Origin of the sequence: Stenotrophomonas rhizophila (assembly GCF_001704155.1) — a bacterium.
Classification (GTDB): domain Bacteria; phylum Pseudomonadota; class Gammaproteobacteria; order Xanthomonadales; family Xanthomonadaceae; genus Stenotrophomonas; species Stenotrophomonas rhizophila_A.
The window spans coordinates 371,998-389,421 of the sequence record NZ_CP016294.1 but is presented as its reverse complement, the minus strand read 5'-3'; the positions used below and the strand labels follow the sequence as shown (position 1 = coordinate 389,421).

At 67.7% G+C, this 17,424-nt stretch carries 12 protein-coding genes and 1 riboswitch; of the genes, 7 read left to right on the top strand and 5 right to left on the bottom strand.

The features are described from left to right. Positions 1–22: 22 nt before the first annotated feature. The 3 genes from BAY15_RS01530 to BAY15_RS01520 form a co-directional block, all read right to left on the bottom strand. Positions 23–1,039: a 3-oxoacyl-ACP synthase III gene (locus BAY15_RS01530; RefSeq protein ID WP_068848332.1), complete on the bottom strand. Its 1,017-nt coding sequence runs from the start codon at positions 1,037–1,039 to the stop codon at positions 23–25. Between the two features lie 113 nt (positions 1,040–1,152). Then, complete coding sequence (locus BAY15_RS01525; RefSeq protein ID WP_068848330.1) at positions 1,153–1,470, bottom strand: DUF4156 domain-containing protein; 318 nt, start codon at positions 1,468–1,470, stop codon at positions 1,153–1,155. A 268-nt stretch (positions 1,471–1,738) separates the two neighbouring features. Beyond that, positions 1,739–4,582, bottom strand: a complete 2,844-nt coding sequence (locus tag BAY15_RS01520; RefSeq protein ID WP_068848328.1) for a M16 family metallopeptidase — start codon at positions 4,580–4,582, stop codon at positions 1,739–1,741. Between the two features lie 406 nt (positions 4,583–4,988). Here BAY15_RS01520 and BAY15_RS01515 point away from each other — a divergent pair, with 406 nt between their 5' ends. Both BAY15_RS01515 and trmL read left to right on the top strand, forming a co-directional pair. Then, on the top strand, positions 4,989–5,459 hold the full coding sequence (locus BAY15_RS01515; protein WP_068848326.1) for a hypothetical protein: 471 nt from the start codon (positions 4,989–4,991) through the stop codon (positions 5,457–5,459). 58 nt (positions 5,460–5,517) lie between these two features. Next, positions 5,518–5,997 carry a tRNA (uridine(34)/cytosine(34)/5-carboxymethylaminomethyluridine(34)-2'-O)-methyltransferase TrmL gene (gene trmL / locus BAY15_RS01510; protein ID WP_068848324.1) on the top strand — a complete coding sequence of 160 codons (480 nt, stop codon included), beginning with the start codon at positions 5,518–5,520 and terminating at the stop codon, positions 5,995–5,997. On the opposite strand, the gene BAY15_RS01505 is transcribed toward trmL, so the two are convergent. Beyond that, on the bottom strand, positions 5,994–7,157 hold the full coding sequence (locus tag BAY15_RS01505; RefSeq protein WP_068854495.1) for an acyl-CoA dehydrogenase family protein: 1,164 nt from the start codon (positions 7,155–7,157) through the stop codon (positions 5,994–5,996). The two genes, trmL and BAY15_RS01505, sit on opposite strands and share 4 nt — an antisense overlap. Positions 7,158–7,446: 289 nt before the next feature. On the opposite strand from BAY15_RS01505, the gene BAY15_RS01500 reads away from it, so the two are divergent. Both BAY15_RS01500 and BAY15_RS01495 read left to right on the top strand, forming a co-directional pair. Further along, positions 7,447–9,123: an electron transfer flavoprotein-ubiquinone oxidoreductase gene (locus tag BAY15_RS01500; RefSeq protein WP_068848322.1), complete on the top strand. Its 1,677-nt coding sequence runs from the start codon at positions 7,447–7,449 to the stop codon at positions 9,121–9,123. Continuing rightward, complete coding sequence (locus BAY15_RS01495; protein ID WP_068848320.1) at positions 9,123–9,509, top strand: c-type cytochrome; 387 nt, start codon at positions 9,123–9,125, stop codon at positions 9,507–9,509. The genes BAY15_RS01500 and BAY15_RS01495 overlap by 1 nt, the downstream gene beginning before the upstream one ends. Positions 9,510–9,569: 60 nt before the next feature. On the opposite strand, the gene BAY15_RS01490 is transcribed toward BAY15_RS01495, so the two are convergent. After that, positions 9,570–13,148, bottom strand: coding sequence for an ATP-binding protein (locus BAY15_RS01490; RefSeq protein WP_068848319.1), 3,579 nt, complete (start codon positions 13,146–13,148; stop codon positions 9,570–9,572). A 78-nt stretch (positions 13,149–13,226) separates the two neighbouring features. Here BAY15_RS01490 and BAY15_RS01485 point away from each other — a divergent pair, with 78 nt between their 5' ends. The 3 genes from BAY15_RS01485 to BAY15_RS01475 all read left to right on the top strand — a co-directional run bounded on the left by BAY15_RS01485 (position 13,227) and on the right by BAY15_RS01475 (position 17,424). Further along, positions 13,227–13,865 (top strand): response regulator, encoded by a 639-nt coding sequence (locus tag BAY15_RS01485; RefSeq protein WP_068848316.1) that lies wholly within the window; start codon positions 13,227–13,229, stop codon positions 13,863–13,865. A 46-nt stretch (positions 13,866–13,911) separates the two neighbouring features. Next, positions 13,912–15,048 (top strand): phosphotransferase enzyme family protein, encoded by a 1,137-nt coding sequence (locus BAY15_RS01480; RefSeq protein WP_068848314.1) that lies wholly within the window; start codon positions 13,912–13,914, stop codon positions 15,046–15,048. Between the two features lie 41 nt (positions 15,049–15,089). Continuing rightward, a riboswitch (TPP riboswitch) is annotated at positions 15,090–15,185 on the top strand. A 67-nt stretch (positions 15,186–15,252) separates the two neighbouring features. Then, entirely contained in the window at positions 15,253–17,424 is a 2,172-nt protein-coding gene (locus BAY15_RS01475; protein WP_068848312.1) for a TonB-dependent receptor, read from the top strand.

Below are 17,424 nucleotides of genomic sequence, written 5' to 3'. Positions count from 1 at the left end.
AAAAACTACCGGGGAGTGCGGTTTACCAGACCACTTCGGCCATCGAGCAGTTCAGGCCCGAACCGATGCCGAGCAGCGCGATGCGGTCGCCCTTCTTCAGGCGGCCCAGCTCCTTGAGCTTGCTCAGCACGATCGGCACCGAGGCCGGGCCGATGTTGCCGTGCTCACCGAAGATGGTCATCACCTTCTTCGGGTCGATGCCGAAGTTCTTGATGAAGGCGGCGGTGTGCGGCTGGCTGACCTGGTGGATGACGAACTGGTCCAGTTCCTCCACCGCCCAGCCCAGTGCTTCGCGGGCCGCCACGAAGGTCTTCTGCGCCAGCTTGATGCCTTCGATCAGCAGCATGCGGGTGTCGGTGACCATGCGGTCCAGGTTGCCGCGGCACAGCTGGTTCCACTCGGTGGCCGAACGGGTCACACCACCGCGGTAACGCGGCGCGTCGGGCACCAGTTCGGTGCGCGCCATGACCATGGCGGCAGCGCCACAGCCCAGGGTCAGGGCGGCCATCTCGTTGCGGAAGTCGTCGGCGGTCACACCCGGCAGGGCCATGCGCTCGAGGGTCTTCTCGTAGACGAGGTTGGCGGTTTCGCCATCGACGATCAGCGCATAGTCGATCTCGCCGCGTTCAAGCATGCGGGCAGCGATATCCATGCCGTTGATGAAGGCCAGGCAGGCATTGGCGACGTCGAAGGTCATGCACTGGTCGCTGACGCCCAGGTTGCCCGAGACGATGCTGGCCGTGGACGGCTCCAGGTAGTCGCGGCTGACCGAGGTGTTGACCAGCAGGCCGATCTTGTCAGCGCCGATGCCGGCGTCGTCCAGCGCCTTGCGGGCAGCCAGGGTCGCGGCGTCGGAGGCGAGCATGTCCGCGTCCCACAGGCGGCGGGCGTGGATGCCGGCGATATCGCCCAGCACGTCGGTACGGATGCCCAGGCGATCCAGCGTCGGCTGCAGACGTTCGTTGATTTCCTTGGACGTCAGCGTGTGCGGCGCGTCGATGTGCGCCAGGCCGGCGATCGATACATTCTTGAAGAGCATCAGTTAGCGCCAAGGCTCAGGCAAAGGGGGCGCTATTGTAAGCCCCCTGCGCCTTCACCGCACCTTTACCAATTCACGTTCGGGCGTATGGTTCCGGCCCGGACCTGACGGGTTCAGCGTGGCGGGCACTGGAAGGCGGCAAAGCGCTGGCTGCCATCCGCCGGCAGGCCCGACGCCTGGACCGCATTTGCGCCGGCGCTGGGCGCCTCGTTGCGGGCCAGGGTTTCCAGTTCTTCCTGCACCCGCAGCGGGTTGCGGTTGTAGAAGCCGACCTTGTCCTTCACGGTGACCACCACCTCGCCCTTGGTGACGCAGCCGGTGGGAACCGGCCCGTTCGGCAGCACCCGCACGGCCTTGCCCACCGGTTCGATCGGCACCCAGGTGCAGGCGGTGGCGCTGAGGGTAAGAAGGGAGAGCAGCAGAATGCGCATGGCGGAGGGCTCGTGAAGATGAGAAAGGCAGTGTGCCTGAACGGGCTGAATCGCGGGTAGATGGACCCCGAGGGCCGGCCAACGGCCGGCGCTACCGGGAACTGCCGTTGGTTGATTGATCCAGATCCCAACCGCCACGTAGCAATTCGTAGGTCCGGCCGTTGGCCGGACACCGCGCGCAGCGCGGCCAAAGCGTCCGACGCGGGAAAAACGCCGGTCGAATCAACCCGACCGGCGTTTACACCCACCGAAGCCACCCGGTCGCCCGTTACGGAACCGGCTTGCCATCGGCATCGATGATGGTCACCTCGCCCAGGTTCAGCGCACGCACCGGGGCTTCGGTCTGCTTCAGGTCGCCCACCACCACCCAGGTCAGGGTCTTGGGATCCAGCGTGGCGGCGGCCTGCTGCACCTGGGCCGGGGTCATCGCTTCGATCTCGGCCTTGCGCTTGAACACGTAGTCGTCCGGGCGCTGGTAGCGGACGATGCCGCTGATGGTGCCCAGCACCGCGCTGGCGGTCTCATAGGCGCCCGGCAGGCTCAGGTTCTGGATGTTGCGGATGCGGGTGACCTCGGCCGGCGTGATGGTTTCGGCACCGGAGGCGAAGTCGGCGATTTCCTTCTGCATCTCCTTCATTGCCTCGGCGGTCTTGTCGATCTGGACCGGGGCCACGGCCATCCACGGGCGCTGGCCCAGGGTGCTGCTGGCCATGGTGCGGGCGCCGTAGGACCAGTGCTTCTCCTCGCGCAGGTTCATGTTCAGGCGCGAGGTGAAGTCGCCGCCGAGCACGCCGTTGGCGATGTCAAAGCGCGTGGCACCGGCGTCCATGGTGGAGGGCACCACCTGGCCGGCGAACAGGTTGGCCTGCACCGCGCCGGGCTGGTCGATCAGGTACACGCGGGCCTTGGCCGGGCGCGCGACATCCACCGGCGCCTTGGCCTGCGGCGCCGGGGTGCTGCTCTTCCAGTCGCCAAGCTGGCGCTCCAGCAGCGGCACGATTTCCTTCAGGGTGGTGTCACCAACCACGATCAGGGTGCCCTGCTCCGGGCGCAGCCAATCGCGGTGGAAGTCGACCAGGTCGGCGCGGGTCAGCGACTGGATGTCGGCTTCGTTGCCGCTGCCGGTGAACGGAATGGCGTACGGATGGCCAGCCCCATACAGCAGGGTGGGCAGCACCCGCATGGCCGAGGCGTTCGGGTTGACCTTCTCCTGCTGGATGCCGGCGATCCAGGTGGCCTTGACCCGGTCGATCTCGGCCTGGTCAAAGCGCGGCTGGCGCAGCATGTCCGCGTACAGGGCCAGCGACGGGGCCAGGTTTTCCTTCAGCGCCGACAGGTACACGGCGGCGCTGTCCAGGGTGGCCGATGCACCCAGGCTGGCGCCCAGTGCGTCGGCCGCATCGGCGAACGGCAGTGCGCCCAGCTTGCCGGCGCCCTCGCCCATCAGGTCCATGGTGAAGTTGGCGGTGCCGGACTTGCGGCCCTGGTCGGCAGTGAAACCGCCGGGGAATTCATAGCTGAACTGCACCACCGGAATGTCATGGCGCTCGGCCAGGATCACCTGGGTGCCGTTCTTCAGCGTGGCGCGGTGCAGCTGCGGGAACTTCAGTTCCGGGAAGGTCTTGGTCTGCGGCACGCCGGTGCTGCGGTCCACCACGGTCGGGCTGGTGCTGAACCTGGGGTCCACGCCCGGCACGGTGAACGGCTTGGGGGTGGCCGACGGCAGTTCCGGCAGCGCCACGCGCGCGCCCGGTTCCACCACCAGGGTGTGGTCGCCCACGCCCAGCCACTTGGCGCCGGCCGCGCGCACGTCGGCGGCGCTGGCGGCGTCGATGTTGGCCAGCGAACGGCGGAAGCAGCCCGGGTCGCCTTCGAACACGGCGCACTCGGCCAGTGCGTCGGCCTTGCCGCCGAACCCGCCGATGCGTTCGATGCCACGGATGAAGCCGGCGCGGAACGCGGTCTTGCCGCGGCTCAGCTCATCGGCGGTGGGGCCGTCCTTGACCAGGCGGCGCACTTCCTCATCGATGATCGCTTCGACCTTGGCCGGGTCCACGCCCTGCTTGACGGTGGCCATGATCACGAAGTTGGACCCCAGCTGCGAGGTGTAGGCACCGGCGCTGATGTTGTCCACCAGCTTGTCCTGGTGCAGCAGGCGCTGGTCCAGGCGCGAGGACTTGGCCCCGCCCAGTACCTGCGCGAACAGCTGCAGCTGGTCGATGTCGGTGGTGCCGGTCTGGGCGACGTTCCAGACACGGTAGATGCGTGCCTGCGGCACCTTGTCGGTCATGGTTTCGCGCGTGGACTTCTCGCGCTTGGCCACGTTGACCGCCGGCTGGGCCATGCTCGGGCCGGCCGGGATGTCGCCGAAGTACCGGGCAACCTTTTCCTTGGCGGTGGCCACGTCGATATCACCGGCCAGCACCAGCACCGCGTTGTTGGGGCCGTACCAGGTGCGGAACCAGTTCTTGACGTCGTCCAGCGAGGCCGCGTTGAGGTCGTTCATCGACCCGATCACGCCGTGGTGGTACGGGTGGCCTTCGGGGTACATGGAGCGGGTGAGCTTGTCCCACACCTGCCCGTAAGGCTGGTTCTCGCCCTGGCGCTTTTCGTTCTGCACCACGCCGCGTTGTTCGTCGAGCGCAGCCTGGTCGATCGCGCCGAGCAGGTGGCCCATGCGGTCCGATTCCATCCACAGCGCCATGTCCAGTGCGGTGGTGGGAACGTTCTCGAAGTAGTTGGTGCGGTCGGTGTTGGTGGTGCCGTTCTGGCCGGTGACGCCGACCTGCTTGAAGGGCTCGAAGTATTCGCCGTTGTGGTTTTCGCTGCCTTGGAACATGAGGTGTTCGAACAGGTGCGCGAAGCCGGTGCGGCCGGCCGGTTCGTCCTTGCTGCCCACGTGGTACCAGATGTTCACCGCCACGATCGGCGCCTTGCGGTCGGTATGCACCACCACGCGCAGGCCGTTGGGCAGGGTGAACTCTTCAAACGGAATGTCGACCTTGGCGACCTGCGCCGGCCTTGCCATCACCGGGGCCGGGGCGAAGCTGCCCAGGGCGGCGGAAAGCGCTACAGCCAGCAGCGCGGCACGCGGTCGAAGTCGGGAGGTCATTCCGTTTCCTTGGTCATGAAAGTGAAGGGGGATGCTAGCCCGGGAGTACGGGTAAAGGCATCGGCCAACAGTCACTCCCTTTGTCAGGGAACTTTCCGGGCGCGCCGCTGACCGCCACGGCGCCTTCTGCCGCCACCTGAACCCCTGTCCGGACAGTCGCGCAGCCCTGGATCGGACAGGTGTCCGGACAGCGGACACTCTGCGCATCCGACAAAACCCTTTCAAATCAACAACTAAAAGTTGGCACGGGGCCTGCTTATATCCAAGCGCGGAAAGGACGCGATCAAACCAAAGCTGACTGCTCGCTGAACACAACACGGAATCTGAAAATTTCTCTTGCACTCCCAGATTCGGTGTACTACCTTACTACCACACCACTGCTCACCAACACTAAACAGGCCCCGTCATGAACACCAAGACCATCGCAATTGCCATCGCCCTCGCTGCCGGCTCCGCGTTTGTTTCGAACGTGCATGCCGCTTCCGCCATCACCACCCTGCCGACCGTGCAGGTCCGCCCCGCCGCCGACCAGCTGGCCCAGGCCGAAGTCGAACGCACCAGCAGCATCCCGACCCTGGCGCTGGTGGAAGTCCGTCCGACCGCCGGCCAGATCGCCGAATACCGTGCCGAACTGGCCAGCAGCCAGCGCGTCACCACCCTGGCCGCCGTTGAGGTCCGCCCGACCGCCGAACAGCGCGAAGCCCTGGCTGCCGAGCAGGACACCCGCAGCACCGATTACATGGGTGCCCTGGCCTCGGCCGCCGGCACGATCGCCCGCGATGTGATCATCAACCTGCCGACCCTGCAGGTGCGCCCGTCGCCGAACGACCTGCAGGCCTTCGCGGTTGAAACCGCATCGGTCCTGGTTCGTCCGTAACCGCAGGTATCGACCGACGGTCGATACCTGCCAGGGGGTCGCGGCGTAAAATGCACGAATGACCGCCAACCCTACGTTCCATGTTGTGTTGTTCCAGCCGGAAATTCCACCGAATACCGGCAATGTGATCCGGCTCTGCGCCAACACCGGCGCGCGACTGCACCTGATCGAGCCGCTCGGTTTCGACCTGAGCGACAAGCAGCTCAAGCGCGCCGGCCTGGATTACCACGAATACGCTCGACTGCAGGTGCATCCGGACCTGGATACCGCCCTGCAGGCCATCGCGCCCAAGCGCCTGTTCGCCCTGAGTACCCGCGGCAGCGTGCGCTATGACACCCAGCAGTTCGAAGACGGCGATGCGTTCCTGTTCGGCCCGGAAACCCGTGGCCTGCCGCAGGACGTGCTGGATGCGTTGCCGCACGGCCGCCGCCTGCGTTTGCCGATGCAGCCGGACAACCGCAGCCTCAACCTGTCCAACACGGTCGCCGTGGTGATGTACGAAGCGTGGCGCCAGAGCGGATTCGCCGGCGGCGCTTAAAACGCGTTGATCCCCGTCAACTCGCGCCCGATCACCAGCTGGTGCACGGTTTCGGTGCCCTCGTAGGTGATCACCGATTCCAGGTTCAGCGCATGCCGGATCGCCACGTGTTCGGTGGTGATGCCAGCGCCGCCGAGCAGGTCGCGGCACTCCCGGGCGATGTCGATCGCCATGCGGCAGTTGTTCCACTTGGCCAGGCTGACCTGCTGCGGCTGCAGCTGGCCGGCATCCTTCAACCGCCCCAGCTGCAGTGACAGCAGCTGCGCGGTGGTGATGCGCCGGGCCATGTCGGCCAGCTTGATCTGCGCGCTCTGGGTGGCCGCCACGGGGCGCCCGAACAGCACGCGTTCCTTGGTGTAGTTCAACGCCTCGTCCAGGCAGGCCACGGCCGCGCCGATCGGGCCCCAGCTGATGCCGTAGCGGGCCTGGTTGAGGCAGCCCAGCGGGCCTTTCAGGCCCTGCACGTTGGGCAGCCGGTTGCGCTCGGGCACGCGCACGTTGTCGAAGAACAGCGCGCCGGTGAGCGAGGCGCGCAGGCTCATCTTGTGCTTGATTTCCTGGGTGGTGAACCCGGCCATGCCCTTTTCCAGCACGAACCCCTGGATGCCGTCTTCGGTATGCGCCCAGACGATGGCGATATCGGCCACCGGGCCGCTGGTGATCCACATCTTGCTGCCGTTGATCACCCAGTCGCCGCCGTCGCGCACCGCGCGGGTCTTCATCGCGGCCGGGTCGGAACCGCCGTGGGCTTCGGTCAGGCCGAAACAGCCGATCACCCGGCCGGCCGCCATGTCCGGCAACCAGCGCAGCCGCTGTTCTTCGCTGCCGTAGGCGAAGATCGGGTACATGCACAGCGAGCTCTGCACCGAAACGAAACTGCGCAGGCCCGAGTCACCGCGTTCCAGTTCCTGGCAGATCAGGCCGTAGCTGACCGCGTTGAGGCCGCCCCCGCCGTATTGTTCCGGCAGGCTGGAGCCCAGCAGGCCAAGGGAGGCGATTTCGGGAATGAGTTCATCCGGGAAGCGGCCCTCGTCAAACGCGTCGCCGATGATCGGCAGCACGCGTTCGTCGGTGAAACGCGCCACCGTGGCCTGCACTGCGCGCTCCTCTTCGGTGAGCAGCGAGCGGACATCGAACAGATCGTACGGATTGAGGGCCATGGGCGGCGACATCGGGGGCAGCAGCAGGACCTCCATTGTGATGCCTGGCCATCAGGGCGGCCAAGGCCGGGCGCAGCACGCTGCCGCCAAGCCACGCAGGGCGTGGCTCTACCGTCTTTGGTGCGGCGCAGCATGAAGTAGCCAACGTCGGCGAACTAGGCGGAAACGGCGTCTACCGGTACCCTGATGCACTGATCCAGCCGTTGCGCAGTGACACGTCGCGCGCGATTCCCAGGCAACCGCCGCCGGCTCCGGCCGGGACGGCACTACCCACGAGTTACGCACCCCCATGAGCGAAGAGACCACTGCCCTGCCCCCGCGTGAAGCCATGGAATTCGACGTGGTGATCGTCGGCGCCGGCCCTGCCGGCCTGGCCACCGCGATCCGCCTGCGCCAGCGCGCCATCGAGGCCGGCCGCGAGCTGTCGGTGTGCGTGCTGGAAAAGGGCTCCGAACCCGGCGCGCACATCCTGTCCGGCGCGATCATGGATACCCGCGCGCTGACCGAACTGTTCCCGGACTGGGCCGAACGCGGCGCGCCGCTGAAGCAGAAGGTCACCCGCGACGAATTCCTGTTCCTCAGCCCGGAAGGCGCGCGCAGCACGCCGCACGCGCTGCTGCCGGAATGCTTCCACAACGAAGGCAACTACATCATCAGCCTGGGCGAGGTCACCCGCTGGCTGGCACAGCAGGCCGAAGCGCTGGAAGTGGCGATCTTCCCCGGCTTTGCCGCCGCCGAAGTGCTGTACGACGAGAACGGCGCGGTGATGGGCGTGGCCACCGGCGACATGGGCATCCGCAAGGATGGCTCGCACGGGCCCAACTTCGAACGCGGCATGGAACTGCATGCCAAGTACACGATCTTCGCCGAAGGCTCGCGCGGCCACCTGGGCCGCCAGCTGATCGCCCGCTTCCAGCTCGACGCCGGCAAGGACCCGCAGGCGTATGGGATCGGCATCAAGGAGTTGTGGCAGATCGACCCGGCCAAGCATGAGCCGGGCCTGGTGGTGCACACCGCCGGCTGGCCGCTGGACAGCGATACCTACGGTGGTTCGTTCCTGTATCACGCCGACGGCGGCAAGGTCGCGGTGGGCTTCGTGGTCGGGCTGGATTACCGCAACCCGTGGATGAGCCCGTTCGAGGAATTCCAGCGCTTCAAGACCCACCCGTCGATCCGCAAGCACCTGGAAGGCGGCAAGCGCATCGCCTACGGCGCGCGCGCGATCACCGCCGGCGGCCTGTTGTCGCTGCCCAAGACCGTGTTCCCCGGCGGCGCGCTGGTCGGCTGCGAAGCCGGCTACCTCAATGCCAGCCGGATCAAGGGCAGCCACGCGGCGATCAAGACCGGCATGCTGGCCGCCGATGCCGCCTTCGACGCGCTGGCGGCCGATCGCCAGCGCGACGAGCTCAGCGCCTACCCGGCCGCGTTCGAAAGCAGCTGGCTGCACGATGAGCTGAAGCAGTCCAAGAACTTCAAGCAGTGGTTCAAGAAGGGCCGCAGCGTGGCCACGCTGATGACCGGTATCGAGCAGTGGCTGCTGCCCAAGCTGGGCATCCGCAACCCGCCGTGGACGCTGCGCCACAGCAAGGCTGACCACGAGTGCCTGGAACCGGCATCGCAGCACACCAGGATCGTGTACCCCAAGCCGGACAACGTGCTCACCTTCGACCGGCTCAGCTCGGTGTTCCTGAGCAGCACCAACCACGAAGAAGACCAGCCTTCGCACCTGACCCTCAAGGACGCGAGCGTGCCGGTGCGGGTCAACCTGGCCGAGTACGCCGGGCCGGAAGCGCGCTACTGCCCGGCCGGGGTGTACGAATTCGTCGGCAGCGAAGGCCACGAGCAGCTGCAGATCAACGCGCAGAACTGCGTGCACTGCAAGACCTGCGACATCAAGGACCCCACCCAGAACATCGTGTGGGTCACTCCGCAAGGTGGCGGCGGGCCGAACTACCCGGCGATGTGATGCGGTTACCGCGCCGGTTGCTGGTGCTGCTGTGCTGCCTGCTGCTGGGCGCGTGCGCACGTACGCCGCAGACGCCCGAGCAGGCGCGGCAGCAGGAACGCCAGCGTGCGTTCGCGATCTGCGGCGGCTGCCACACGGTCACCGCCGGCGGTGTGCACCGCTTCGGTCCCAACCTGCACGGCGTGCTGGGGCGCCGCGCGGGCAGCGTGGCCGGCTATCCCTACTCCCCTGCGATGCAGCGCGCCGACCTGGTCTGGACCGAGCAGACCCTGGATGCGTTCCTTCGCTCTCCGGCCACCGTGGTGCCGGGCTCCAGGATGGTCAATGCAACGGCGGATCCGGAGCGCCGGCGGCTGGTCATCGAATACCTGAAGGAACAGCCGTAGCGACACCCCATGGGTGTCTGCGCTTTGATCAGGTATCGCGCGGACACCCATGGGGTGTCTCTACGATTCGTCCAGGCTGGCCAGGTATACCTGCAAGGCGTCCTCGAACGCGCGGATGTCGTCGGCGCTGGCCGCCAGGCCGTGTTCTGGAATCCGCTGCATCAGGTCGCGCGCCTGGGTGGCCAGTGCTTCGGCGCCCAGCGTGCCCAGCCCACCGACAATACGATGCAGCACCTCCACCGCGGTGTTGCTGTCGCCCATGTCGCGCGCTTCCCAGCCGCGCTGCAGGTCGTCGGCGGTGGCCTGGCGCATGCTGTCGATCAGCACCGTGGCCACGTGTTCGGAACCGAAGCGGCGCACGATCGCCGCGCGCGTGGGCGCCGCCGCAGGCGCGGCTTCCACCGGCGGCGTGGCGTCACGCACAGCGTCGTCCGCATCGTCCGAGGGCAGCCAGCGGCGCAGCGCCTGGCGCAGCGTGGCCAGCGCCACCGGCTTGGCCAGCAGGTCATCCATGCCGGCTTCGCGGCAGCGCTGCACGTCTTCGGCCAGCGCGCTGGCGGTGAGCGCCAGCACCGGCATGCGCTGGCCCCTGCCACGTTCGCGCTCGCGGATGCGCCGGGTCAGGGTGTAGCCGTCCATCACCGGCATGCGGCAATCGGTGATGACCAGGTCGAAATGCGAGGATGCCAGCAACGCCAGCGCGGCTTCGCCATCCACCGCCAGCTCATGCTGCAGCCCCAGCTGCTGCAGCCGCCAGCGCATCAGGGCCTGGTTGGTGGGATGGTCTTCCACCACCAGCACACGGCGCCGTGCCTGGCCCGGTGGCAGCGGGTCGACGTCGCCGCCGGGGCGCTGCTCGTCACGCACGGTTTCCTCGCCGGGCACCAGCGGCAGGCTCAACAGCACCTCCACGCGCGTGCCCTCGCCCGGCACGCTGTGCATCTCCAGTCGCCCGCGCATCAACCCCACCAGGCGCTGGCAGATGCTCAGGCCCAACCCGGTCCCCCCGTAGTGGCGGGTGATCGCCACATCGGCCTGAGCAAACGGCTTGAACAGCCGCTCGCGCTGCTCGGGTGAAATGCCGATACCGGTGTCGGCCACCGTCAGCCGCAAGGCCTGCGCCATCTCATCATCGCGCTCCACGCTCAATGCGATGGTCACCGCGCCTTCGTTGGTGAATTTGATGGCGTTGCTGAGCAGGTTGAACACGATCTGGCGCAGCCGCATGCCATCGACCAGGTGCTGGTGGGCGACGGCGGGATCGACCTCCAGGCTGAGCGAAAGGTTCTTGCTGGAGGCCTGTGGCGACAGCAGCTGCTGCACGTTGTCGAGCAGGCTGCGCAGCATGACCGGCTGCGGCTCCAGCGGCAACGCGCCGGCTTCGATGCGCGAGTAGTCGAGGATGTCATCCAGGATCTGCCGCAGCATCTGCGCCGAATCCTCGATGACCGCGATGATGCGCCGCTGCTCGCCATCCAGGTCGGTGTGCGACAGCGCTTCGACCATGCCCAGCACGCCACTCATCGGCGTGCGGATTTCGTGGCTCATGGTGGCCAGGAAGTTGGATTTGGCCGCGGTGGCCCGTTCGGCGTCGGACTTGGCGGCGGCCAAGGCATCGGCCTGTGCGCGCGCTTCGGTCACGTCCACCCAGTAACCGCTCCACAGCACCACGCCGTGTTCGGCGGCATACGGCAATGCGCGGGTACGCACCCAGCGCACCGCGCCGTGCGGGCTGGTGCGGAACTCCATGTCCAGCGCGGAGAAATCGCGCGCGGCGTCGTGCAGCGCGCGGTTGACCGCCTCGCGGTCGCGCGGGTCGATCTGGTCGACCAGGCGGGTTTCATCAGCGACCACTTCGGCGGTGCTGACCCCGAACATCGACTGCAGGTCGCCGGTGATGTACGGGAACGTCACCCGGCCATCGCTGTCACGGCGCGCCTGGTAGACGATCGCCGGCAGGTTGTCGGTCACTTCCACCAGCCGCTGTTCCAGCCGGCGCCGCATGCCGACCTCGCGGCGCAGCCGCCAGTAGCCCCATCCATGCACGATGATGCCGGTGAGCAGCACCAGCGACAGCGGCACCGCCCAGCGCGCGACCGAGCGCCAGTCCAGCCCGGTGCGGTATTCGGCCAGCAGCCAGTCGCCCCGGATGGCGGCGTGCTCGCGTGGGGTGAGGTTGGCCAGTACCCGGTCGAAGGTGGTGGCCAGCGGTGCGTACTGGCGTTTGACGGCCAGCGACAGCTGGTCGCTGAAGCCCGCCGGCGCGGCCACGTGCAGCTTGGCCGGATACACCTCGCGAACCACGCGGTCGACCATCGCCAGGTTGCCCACGTAGGCATCGGCGTCGCCATTGGCCAGTCGCGACAGTGCCTGCTCCACGCCGCGCGCCGGCACGATGCGCGCCTTGGGCGCGTACTGGAGGATGTAGCCGCGCAGGCGCTCGGGGTCGGAGAGCAGGATGCTGCGCCCGTCCAGGTCGCCCAGCCCCAGTACCGAACGGCTGTTGTTCGGGGTGACGATCACGTTGGGCACGCTGATGAAGGGCTGGCTGAAGACCCAGTCATCGCCCAGGTAATGCGCATCGTTCGGCATGCCCATCACCACATCGACATCGCCGCGGCGCATCTGCTCGCGCACCTCGAACCAGTCGTGCGCGGGCACGCGGTTCAACTGTGCCCCAACCATGCGCAGCTGGCGCAGGTAATCGCCGGCCACCCCGCTGGGTTCGCCGGCCGCATCGATGAACGACAGCGGCGCCCCGTTCGGCGCATAGCCCATGCGCAACGGGGTGGCCAGGATGCGGCGTTCGGCCTCGCCCAGGATCAGCCGCGACTGCGCCGACCACTGCAGTGGCGGCAGCCAGCGCTTGTACAGCGCCTCGCGCTGCGCGGCGGTCACGGTGGACAGCGCGCTGTCGAGCGCTTCGGCCAGCGGCTGGCGGGCGTTGGGCACGCCGAAGTGGAGGCGCTCGGGCGGCAGGTCGCTGGGCCGCAGCAGGGCGATACCGTCAATGTCCTGCTCGCGGATCAGGGTGCTGGCGACGTGCGCATTGCCGATGTACACATCGGCCTTGCCCTGGGCCACCATCGCCAGCGCGGCCCGGGTATTGGGCGCAGTCACCTGGCGGGCGGCGGGGAAGCGTGAACGCACCTGGTTGCTGGTGAGGAATTCCTGCTCGGTGACCACGCGCAGCCCGGCCAGGTCCGGGTCGCTTGAGGTCCGGGTATCGCCCACCCGGCCCACCAGGGCCAACGGCGCGTCGGCGTAGGAGCCGGTATAGACCATGCAGCGGGTGCGGTCCGGGGTGAGGGTGATGTTCATCACCACGTCGACCTCGCCCCGGCATGCCGCATCCAGCACGTCTGCCCAATCGCGATACACCCGCACCTTCACCCGCACGCCGAGCTGCCGGGTCAACAACATCAGGTAGTCGTAGCCGAGTCCGTCGGGGCGGCCGTTGTGCATGAATTCGAATGGTGGCCAGCCGCTGTCGTACAGCCCCAGTAAGATGGTAGGGTTCCGGTCGATCCATTCAGCCTGGCGCGGTGACAGCGACGGTGCAGGCGCCGGAGCCGCGATGGCGCCCAGCGCGATCACCAGGCCCAGCACGACCAGCCAGCGGACAACCGAGGTACGCATGCTGTCAGTTCTCCCAGGAGTGATCCGCCCACCGCGACGTGCCCCGAGGGGCCGCTGCCTTAACGGCCATACTATTCCATGAGCTTGCGCATAATCATCGCCGACGACCACCCGGTGGTCCGCATCGGCACCAAATCCGTGATCGAATCCAGTGGCGTGGGCCACGTGGTGGCCGAAGCCAGCAGCGTGGATGAGCTCTTGGCCGTGCTCAAGGTCAAGGAGTGCGACGTGCTGGTCACCGATTACTCCATGCCCGGCGGCGGCCAGCCTGACGGTTTTGCCATGATCGGCCAGGTCCGCCGTCACTATCCGGACCTGCCGGTGCTGATGCTGAGCGTCTCCAACAACCTGGCGATCCTGCGCATGGTGGTTGGAACCGGCGTGCTCGGGCTGGTCGACAAGACCTCGTCGATGGAAGAACTGCCGGTGGCGATCCAGACCGTGCACCGCGGCCAGCCGTATGTCAGCCGCACCCTGAAAAAACGCATCGACAAGATCGGCACGGAGGGCATGGGCGACGATCGCGCACGCGCGCTGTCGCCCCGTGAGGTGGAAGTCCTGCGCCTGCTGGGCAGCGGCCTGATCGTCAAGGAAATCGCCGCGAAACTGCACAAGAGCGTGAGCACCATCAGCCGGCAGAAAGGCGATGCCATGCTCAAGCTTGGCCTGGACAATGACGCCGATCTGTTCGATTACATCAAGATCCACCGCTTCTGAAAGTGTGTCACCGATCCATGCCCTGTTTGCCGACACTACCGTTTCAATGACGAACCCCGATCACCGCGTGCAGGGCCTGGACAACGATGACGTCGCCGCAGATTGGCCTGCAATCGACGACGCCGAACTTGCCTGGCTGCGCGGGCAGCATCCGGCGCTTGAGGGCGACTGCCACGTGGTGTGGCACAGCCCGCGACCGTTTTCAGCGGCCGCGCTGGTGGAGTGCGGATCACGGCGCTGCTTCATCAAACGCCACCATCGCCGCGTGCGCACGGCCGACGTGCTGGCCGAAGAGCACCGTTTCATCGCGCACCTGGCCGCTGCCGGACTCCCGGTCGTGCAGGTGCTGCAGGCCTGCGATGGCGCCACCGCGATCGCCCATGGCGACTGGACCTACGAACTGCACGCGCAGGGTGACGGCCATGACCTGTACCGCGACAGCCCCTCCTGGACACCGCTCGGCGATGCCGCGCAGGCGCGCACAGCCGGTGCGATGCTGGCCCGCCTGCACCTTGCATCGGCCAGCTACGCCGCGCCCCAGCGCAGCACGCACCTGCTGGTGGCGCGCGATGACCTGATCCGCGCCCCTGATCCGCTTTCACTGCTGAAGCGTGAGCTGCTCGACCGACCGGGGCTGGCCAGTTACCTGTCGCGCCAGCAGTGGGAACACGACCTGCAGCGCGCGGTGCTGCCCTGGCACGCGGCCCTGGGCGAGCGCCTGGCCGCCGAGCCGGTGCTGTGGGGGCACAACGACTGGCACGTCTCCAACCTGCTCTGGCACGGCCACGGCGCCACGGCGTCGATCGCCACCGTGTTCGATTTCGGCTTGGCCTCGCCGACCAGTGCCCTGTTCGACCTGGCCACCGCGATCGAGCGCAATGCCATCGCCTGGCTGGATGCAGACGGCGATGGCCCGGTGGCGCATGCCGATATCGCGCTGGCGCTGCTGACCGGCTACCGCCAGGTACGGCCGCTGGGGGCCGCCCAGGTGCACCTGCTGGCCGACCTGCTGCCGGTGGTGCACCTGGACTTCGCCCTTTCGGAAGTGGAGTACTTCCAAGGGGTTACCGGCTCCCCGGCCAACGCCGACGTGGCGTACCGCACGTTCCTGCTGGGCCATGCCGACTGGTTCGCCAGCCGCCCGGGCCGGGCCCTGCTGGATGCCCTGCACGCCGCTGCCTGAGCCACCGGGGTCGCAACGGCGGCCGATTGGTGTGAAACTAGCCACTGAAGCGGGGGTGCCTGGCGTTGCCAGGCTGAGAGAGTCCCTTGGAACCTGATCCGGTTTGCACCGGCGTAGGGAGCTTGAGCAGCGAGCGCATCCCCCATTGCGGGCCGGTGCGCCTGCGCGCCGTCGCTTCGTCTCCTCTGGCTGATGACGAATCGAATGAACCGCTGCTACCGCCTCACGCTGTTGACCGCCGCCCTCTGCGCCGCCCTGCCGCTGTACGCCAGTGACGCCGACAGCGCCGCAGGCGAGCGCTCGCCCACCGACCTGGCCGGCATCCGCGTGCAGGCGCGCAAGCCCGCCGCGCCGCTGGCACCGTCGAGCAGCTTCGGCAGCGCGGACTGGAAGAACACCCCGGCCTCGGTCAACGTGCTCGACAGCGCCTTGCTGGACCGCCTGCAGGTACGCACGCTGTCCGAGCTGGCCCGGCACGACGCGTCGCTGGGCGACAGCTACGCACCGGTGGGCTATTACCAGAACATCGCCATCCGCGGTTTCGCGCTGGACCCGGCCACCGGCTACCGCTTCAACGGGCTGTCCATCGCCGGCGAACAGCGGCTGGCGCTGGAAAACGTGCAGCAGGTGGAAATCCTCAAGGGTGAGGCCGGGCTGGCCGCGGGCGTGATGGCCCCGGGCGGGATCATCAACTACGTCGGCAAGCGCCCCGCCGATGTGCGCACCGTCACCCTGGCCACCGATTCGGAGGGCTCGCGCTACGCGGCGGTGGACCTGGGCGGCTGGCTTACCCCGCGCTTCGGGCTGCGCTTCAACGCGGCCTGGGATGACACCTCGTCCTATATCGAGCATGCCGACGGCCGCCGCAACTTCTATTCGCTGGCCGCCGACTGGCTGATCGGCGAACGCGGCAAGCTGGAAGTGGATGCCAACTACCAGACCAGCGCGCAGCGTTCGGCGTCCGGTTACCAGCTGCTGGGCGGCAGCGAACTGCCGCGCGGCGTGGACCGCAGCCGCATGCTGGGCCACCAGCCGTGGCAGCAGCCGGTGGGCATCGACAGCACCAACCTCACCGCGCTGCATACCTACGATTTCAGCCCGGCCTGGCAGTCGCGCGTGTCGGTGGGCCACAGCCGCTCGGTGATCCAGGACAACGTCGCCTTTGCGTACGGCTGCTACTACGCTGCTGGCTGCGCCGATGGCAGCGTACCGGGCAACTACTTCGCGCCCAACGGCGACTACGACATCTACGATTACCGCAGCCCCGACGACGTGCGCCGCAATGACGAGGCACGCGGCGAACTGCGCGGCCGCTTCAGCACCGGCGCGGTGGAACACGAACTGTCGGTGGGGCTGAGCGCGTTCCACCGCACCGTGGACAAGCGCCAGAACGTCAACGAGTACGTGGGCACGGCCAACATCGGCGATGCGCAGGTACCCGTGTTCGATCCCTCGCCGCTGCAGCCGGGCCCGTCCGCGCGGCGCCTGGACAGCTGGCAGCGCGCGGTGTTCGCGCTGGACCGCATGCACGTCGGCGATGACTGGCAGTGGCTGGCTGGCGGCCGCTACGTGCGCCTGGATGAGCGCGCCTACGACAAGCGCGGCACCCCGGAACGGCACAGCCGGCTGTCGCAGTTCCTGCCGCAGACCGCACTGGTGTGGCAGGCCACCGAACAGCTGAACGTGTACGCCAGCTACGTGGAAGGCCTGTCGCTGGGCCAGGAAGCGCCGTTCTGGACCTCCAACGGCAGCACCTTCCTGCCGGCCATGCAGTCGCGCCAGCGCGAGCTGGGGGTCAAGTACGCCGCCACCGACGGCCTGATGCTGGGCGCGGCGGTGTTCCGCACCACCCAGCCGTTCCAGTACGCCAAGCCGGACGCCAGCGATGCCGGCTTCACCTTCGTGCAGGAAGGTACCCAGGCCCACACCGGGCTGGAGCTGACCGCCAATGGCCAGGTCACCGAGCGGCTGGCGCTGAACGCCAGCGCCAGCGTGCTGCAGGCGCGCGCGCGCGATGCCGGTACCGCGTTCTACGACGGCCAGCAGCTGGTCAACGTGCCCAAGGTGCGTGCGGCCGTGCACGTGGACTATGCCCTGCCGTTCGTGGCCGGCCTGGCGGTAAGTGGCGGCTGGCGCTATGCCTCGTCCAATGCGGCCACGGTGGATGGCAGCGTCAAGGCACCCTCGTATTCGGTGTTCGATGCCGGTGTGCGCTTCCAGCACGCGCTGCGCGAGCATCCGGTGACCTGGACGCTGTCGGTGGACAACGTATTCGACCGCTTCTACTGGCGTGACACCGGCAGCAGCTATGGCGATTACTACCTGTTCGCCGGTGCGCCGCGCCAGGCGCGCCTGTCGGTCACCTTCGGCCTGTGA

Excerpts from the sequence above, each read along its gene's own strand:
- BAY15_RS01530 (WP_068848332.1), bottom strand. The coding sequence starts at position 1,039 with ATGCTCTTCAAGAATGTATCGATCGCCGGCCTGGCGCACATCGACGCG.
- BAY15_RS01525 (WP_068848330.1), bottom strand. The coding sequence starts at position 1,470 with ATGCGCATTCTGCTGCTCTCCCTTCTTACCCTCAGCGCCACCGCCTGC.
- BAY15_RS01520 (WP_068848328.1), bottom strand. The coding sequence starts at position 4,582 with ATGACCTCCCGACTTCGACCGCGTGCCGCGCTGCTGGCTGTAGCGCTT.
- BAY15_RS01515 (WP_068848326.1), top strand. The coding sequence starts at position 4,989 with ATGAACACCAAGACCATCGCAATTGCCATCGCCCTCGCTGCCGGCTCC.
- trmL (WP_068848324.1), top strand. The coding sequence starts at position 5,518 with ATGACCGCCAACCCTACGTTCCATGTTGTGTTGTTCCAGCCGGAAATT.
- BAY15_RS01505 (WP_068854495.1), bottom strand. The coding sequence starts at position 7,157 with ATGGCCCTCAATCCGTACGATCTGTTCGATGTCCGCTCGCTGCTCACC.
- BAY15_RS01500 (WP_068848322.1), top strand. The coding sequence starts at position 7,447 with ATGAGCGAAGAGACCACTGCCCTGCCCCCGCGTGAAGCCATGGAATTC.
- BAY15_RS01495 (WP_068848320.1), top strand. The coding sequence starts at position 9,123 with ATGCGGTTACCGCGCCGGTTGCTGGTGCTGCTGTGCTGCCTGCTGCTG.
- BAY15_RS01490 (WP_068848319.1), bottom strand. The coding sequence starts at position 13,148 with ATGCGTACCTCGGTTGTCCGCTGGCTGGTCGTGCTGGGCCTGGTGATC.
- BAY15_RS01485 (WP_068848316.1), top strand. The coding sequence starts at position 13,227 with ATGAGCTTGCGCATAATCATCGCCGACGACCACCCGGTGGTCCGCATC.
- BAY15_RS01480 (WP_068848314.1), top strand. The coding sequence starts at position 13,912 with ATGACGAACCCCGATCACCGCGTGCAGGGCCTGGACAACGATGACGTC.
- BAY15_RS01475 (WP_068848312.1), top strand. The coding sequence starts at position 15,253 with ATGAACCGCTGCTACCGCCTCACGCTGTTGACCGCCGCCCTCTGCGCC.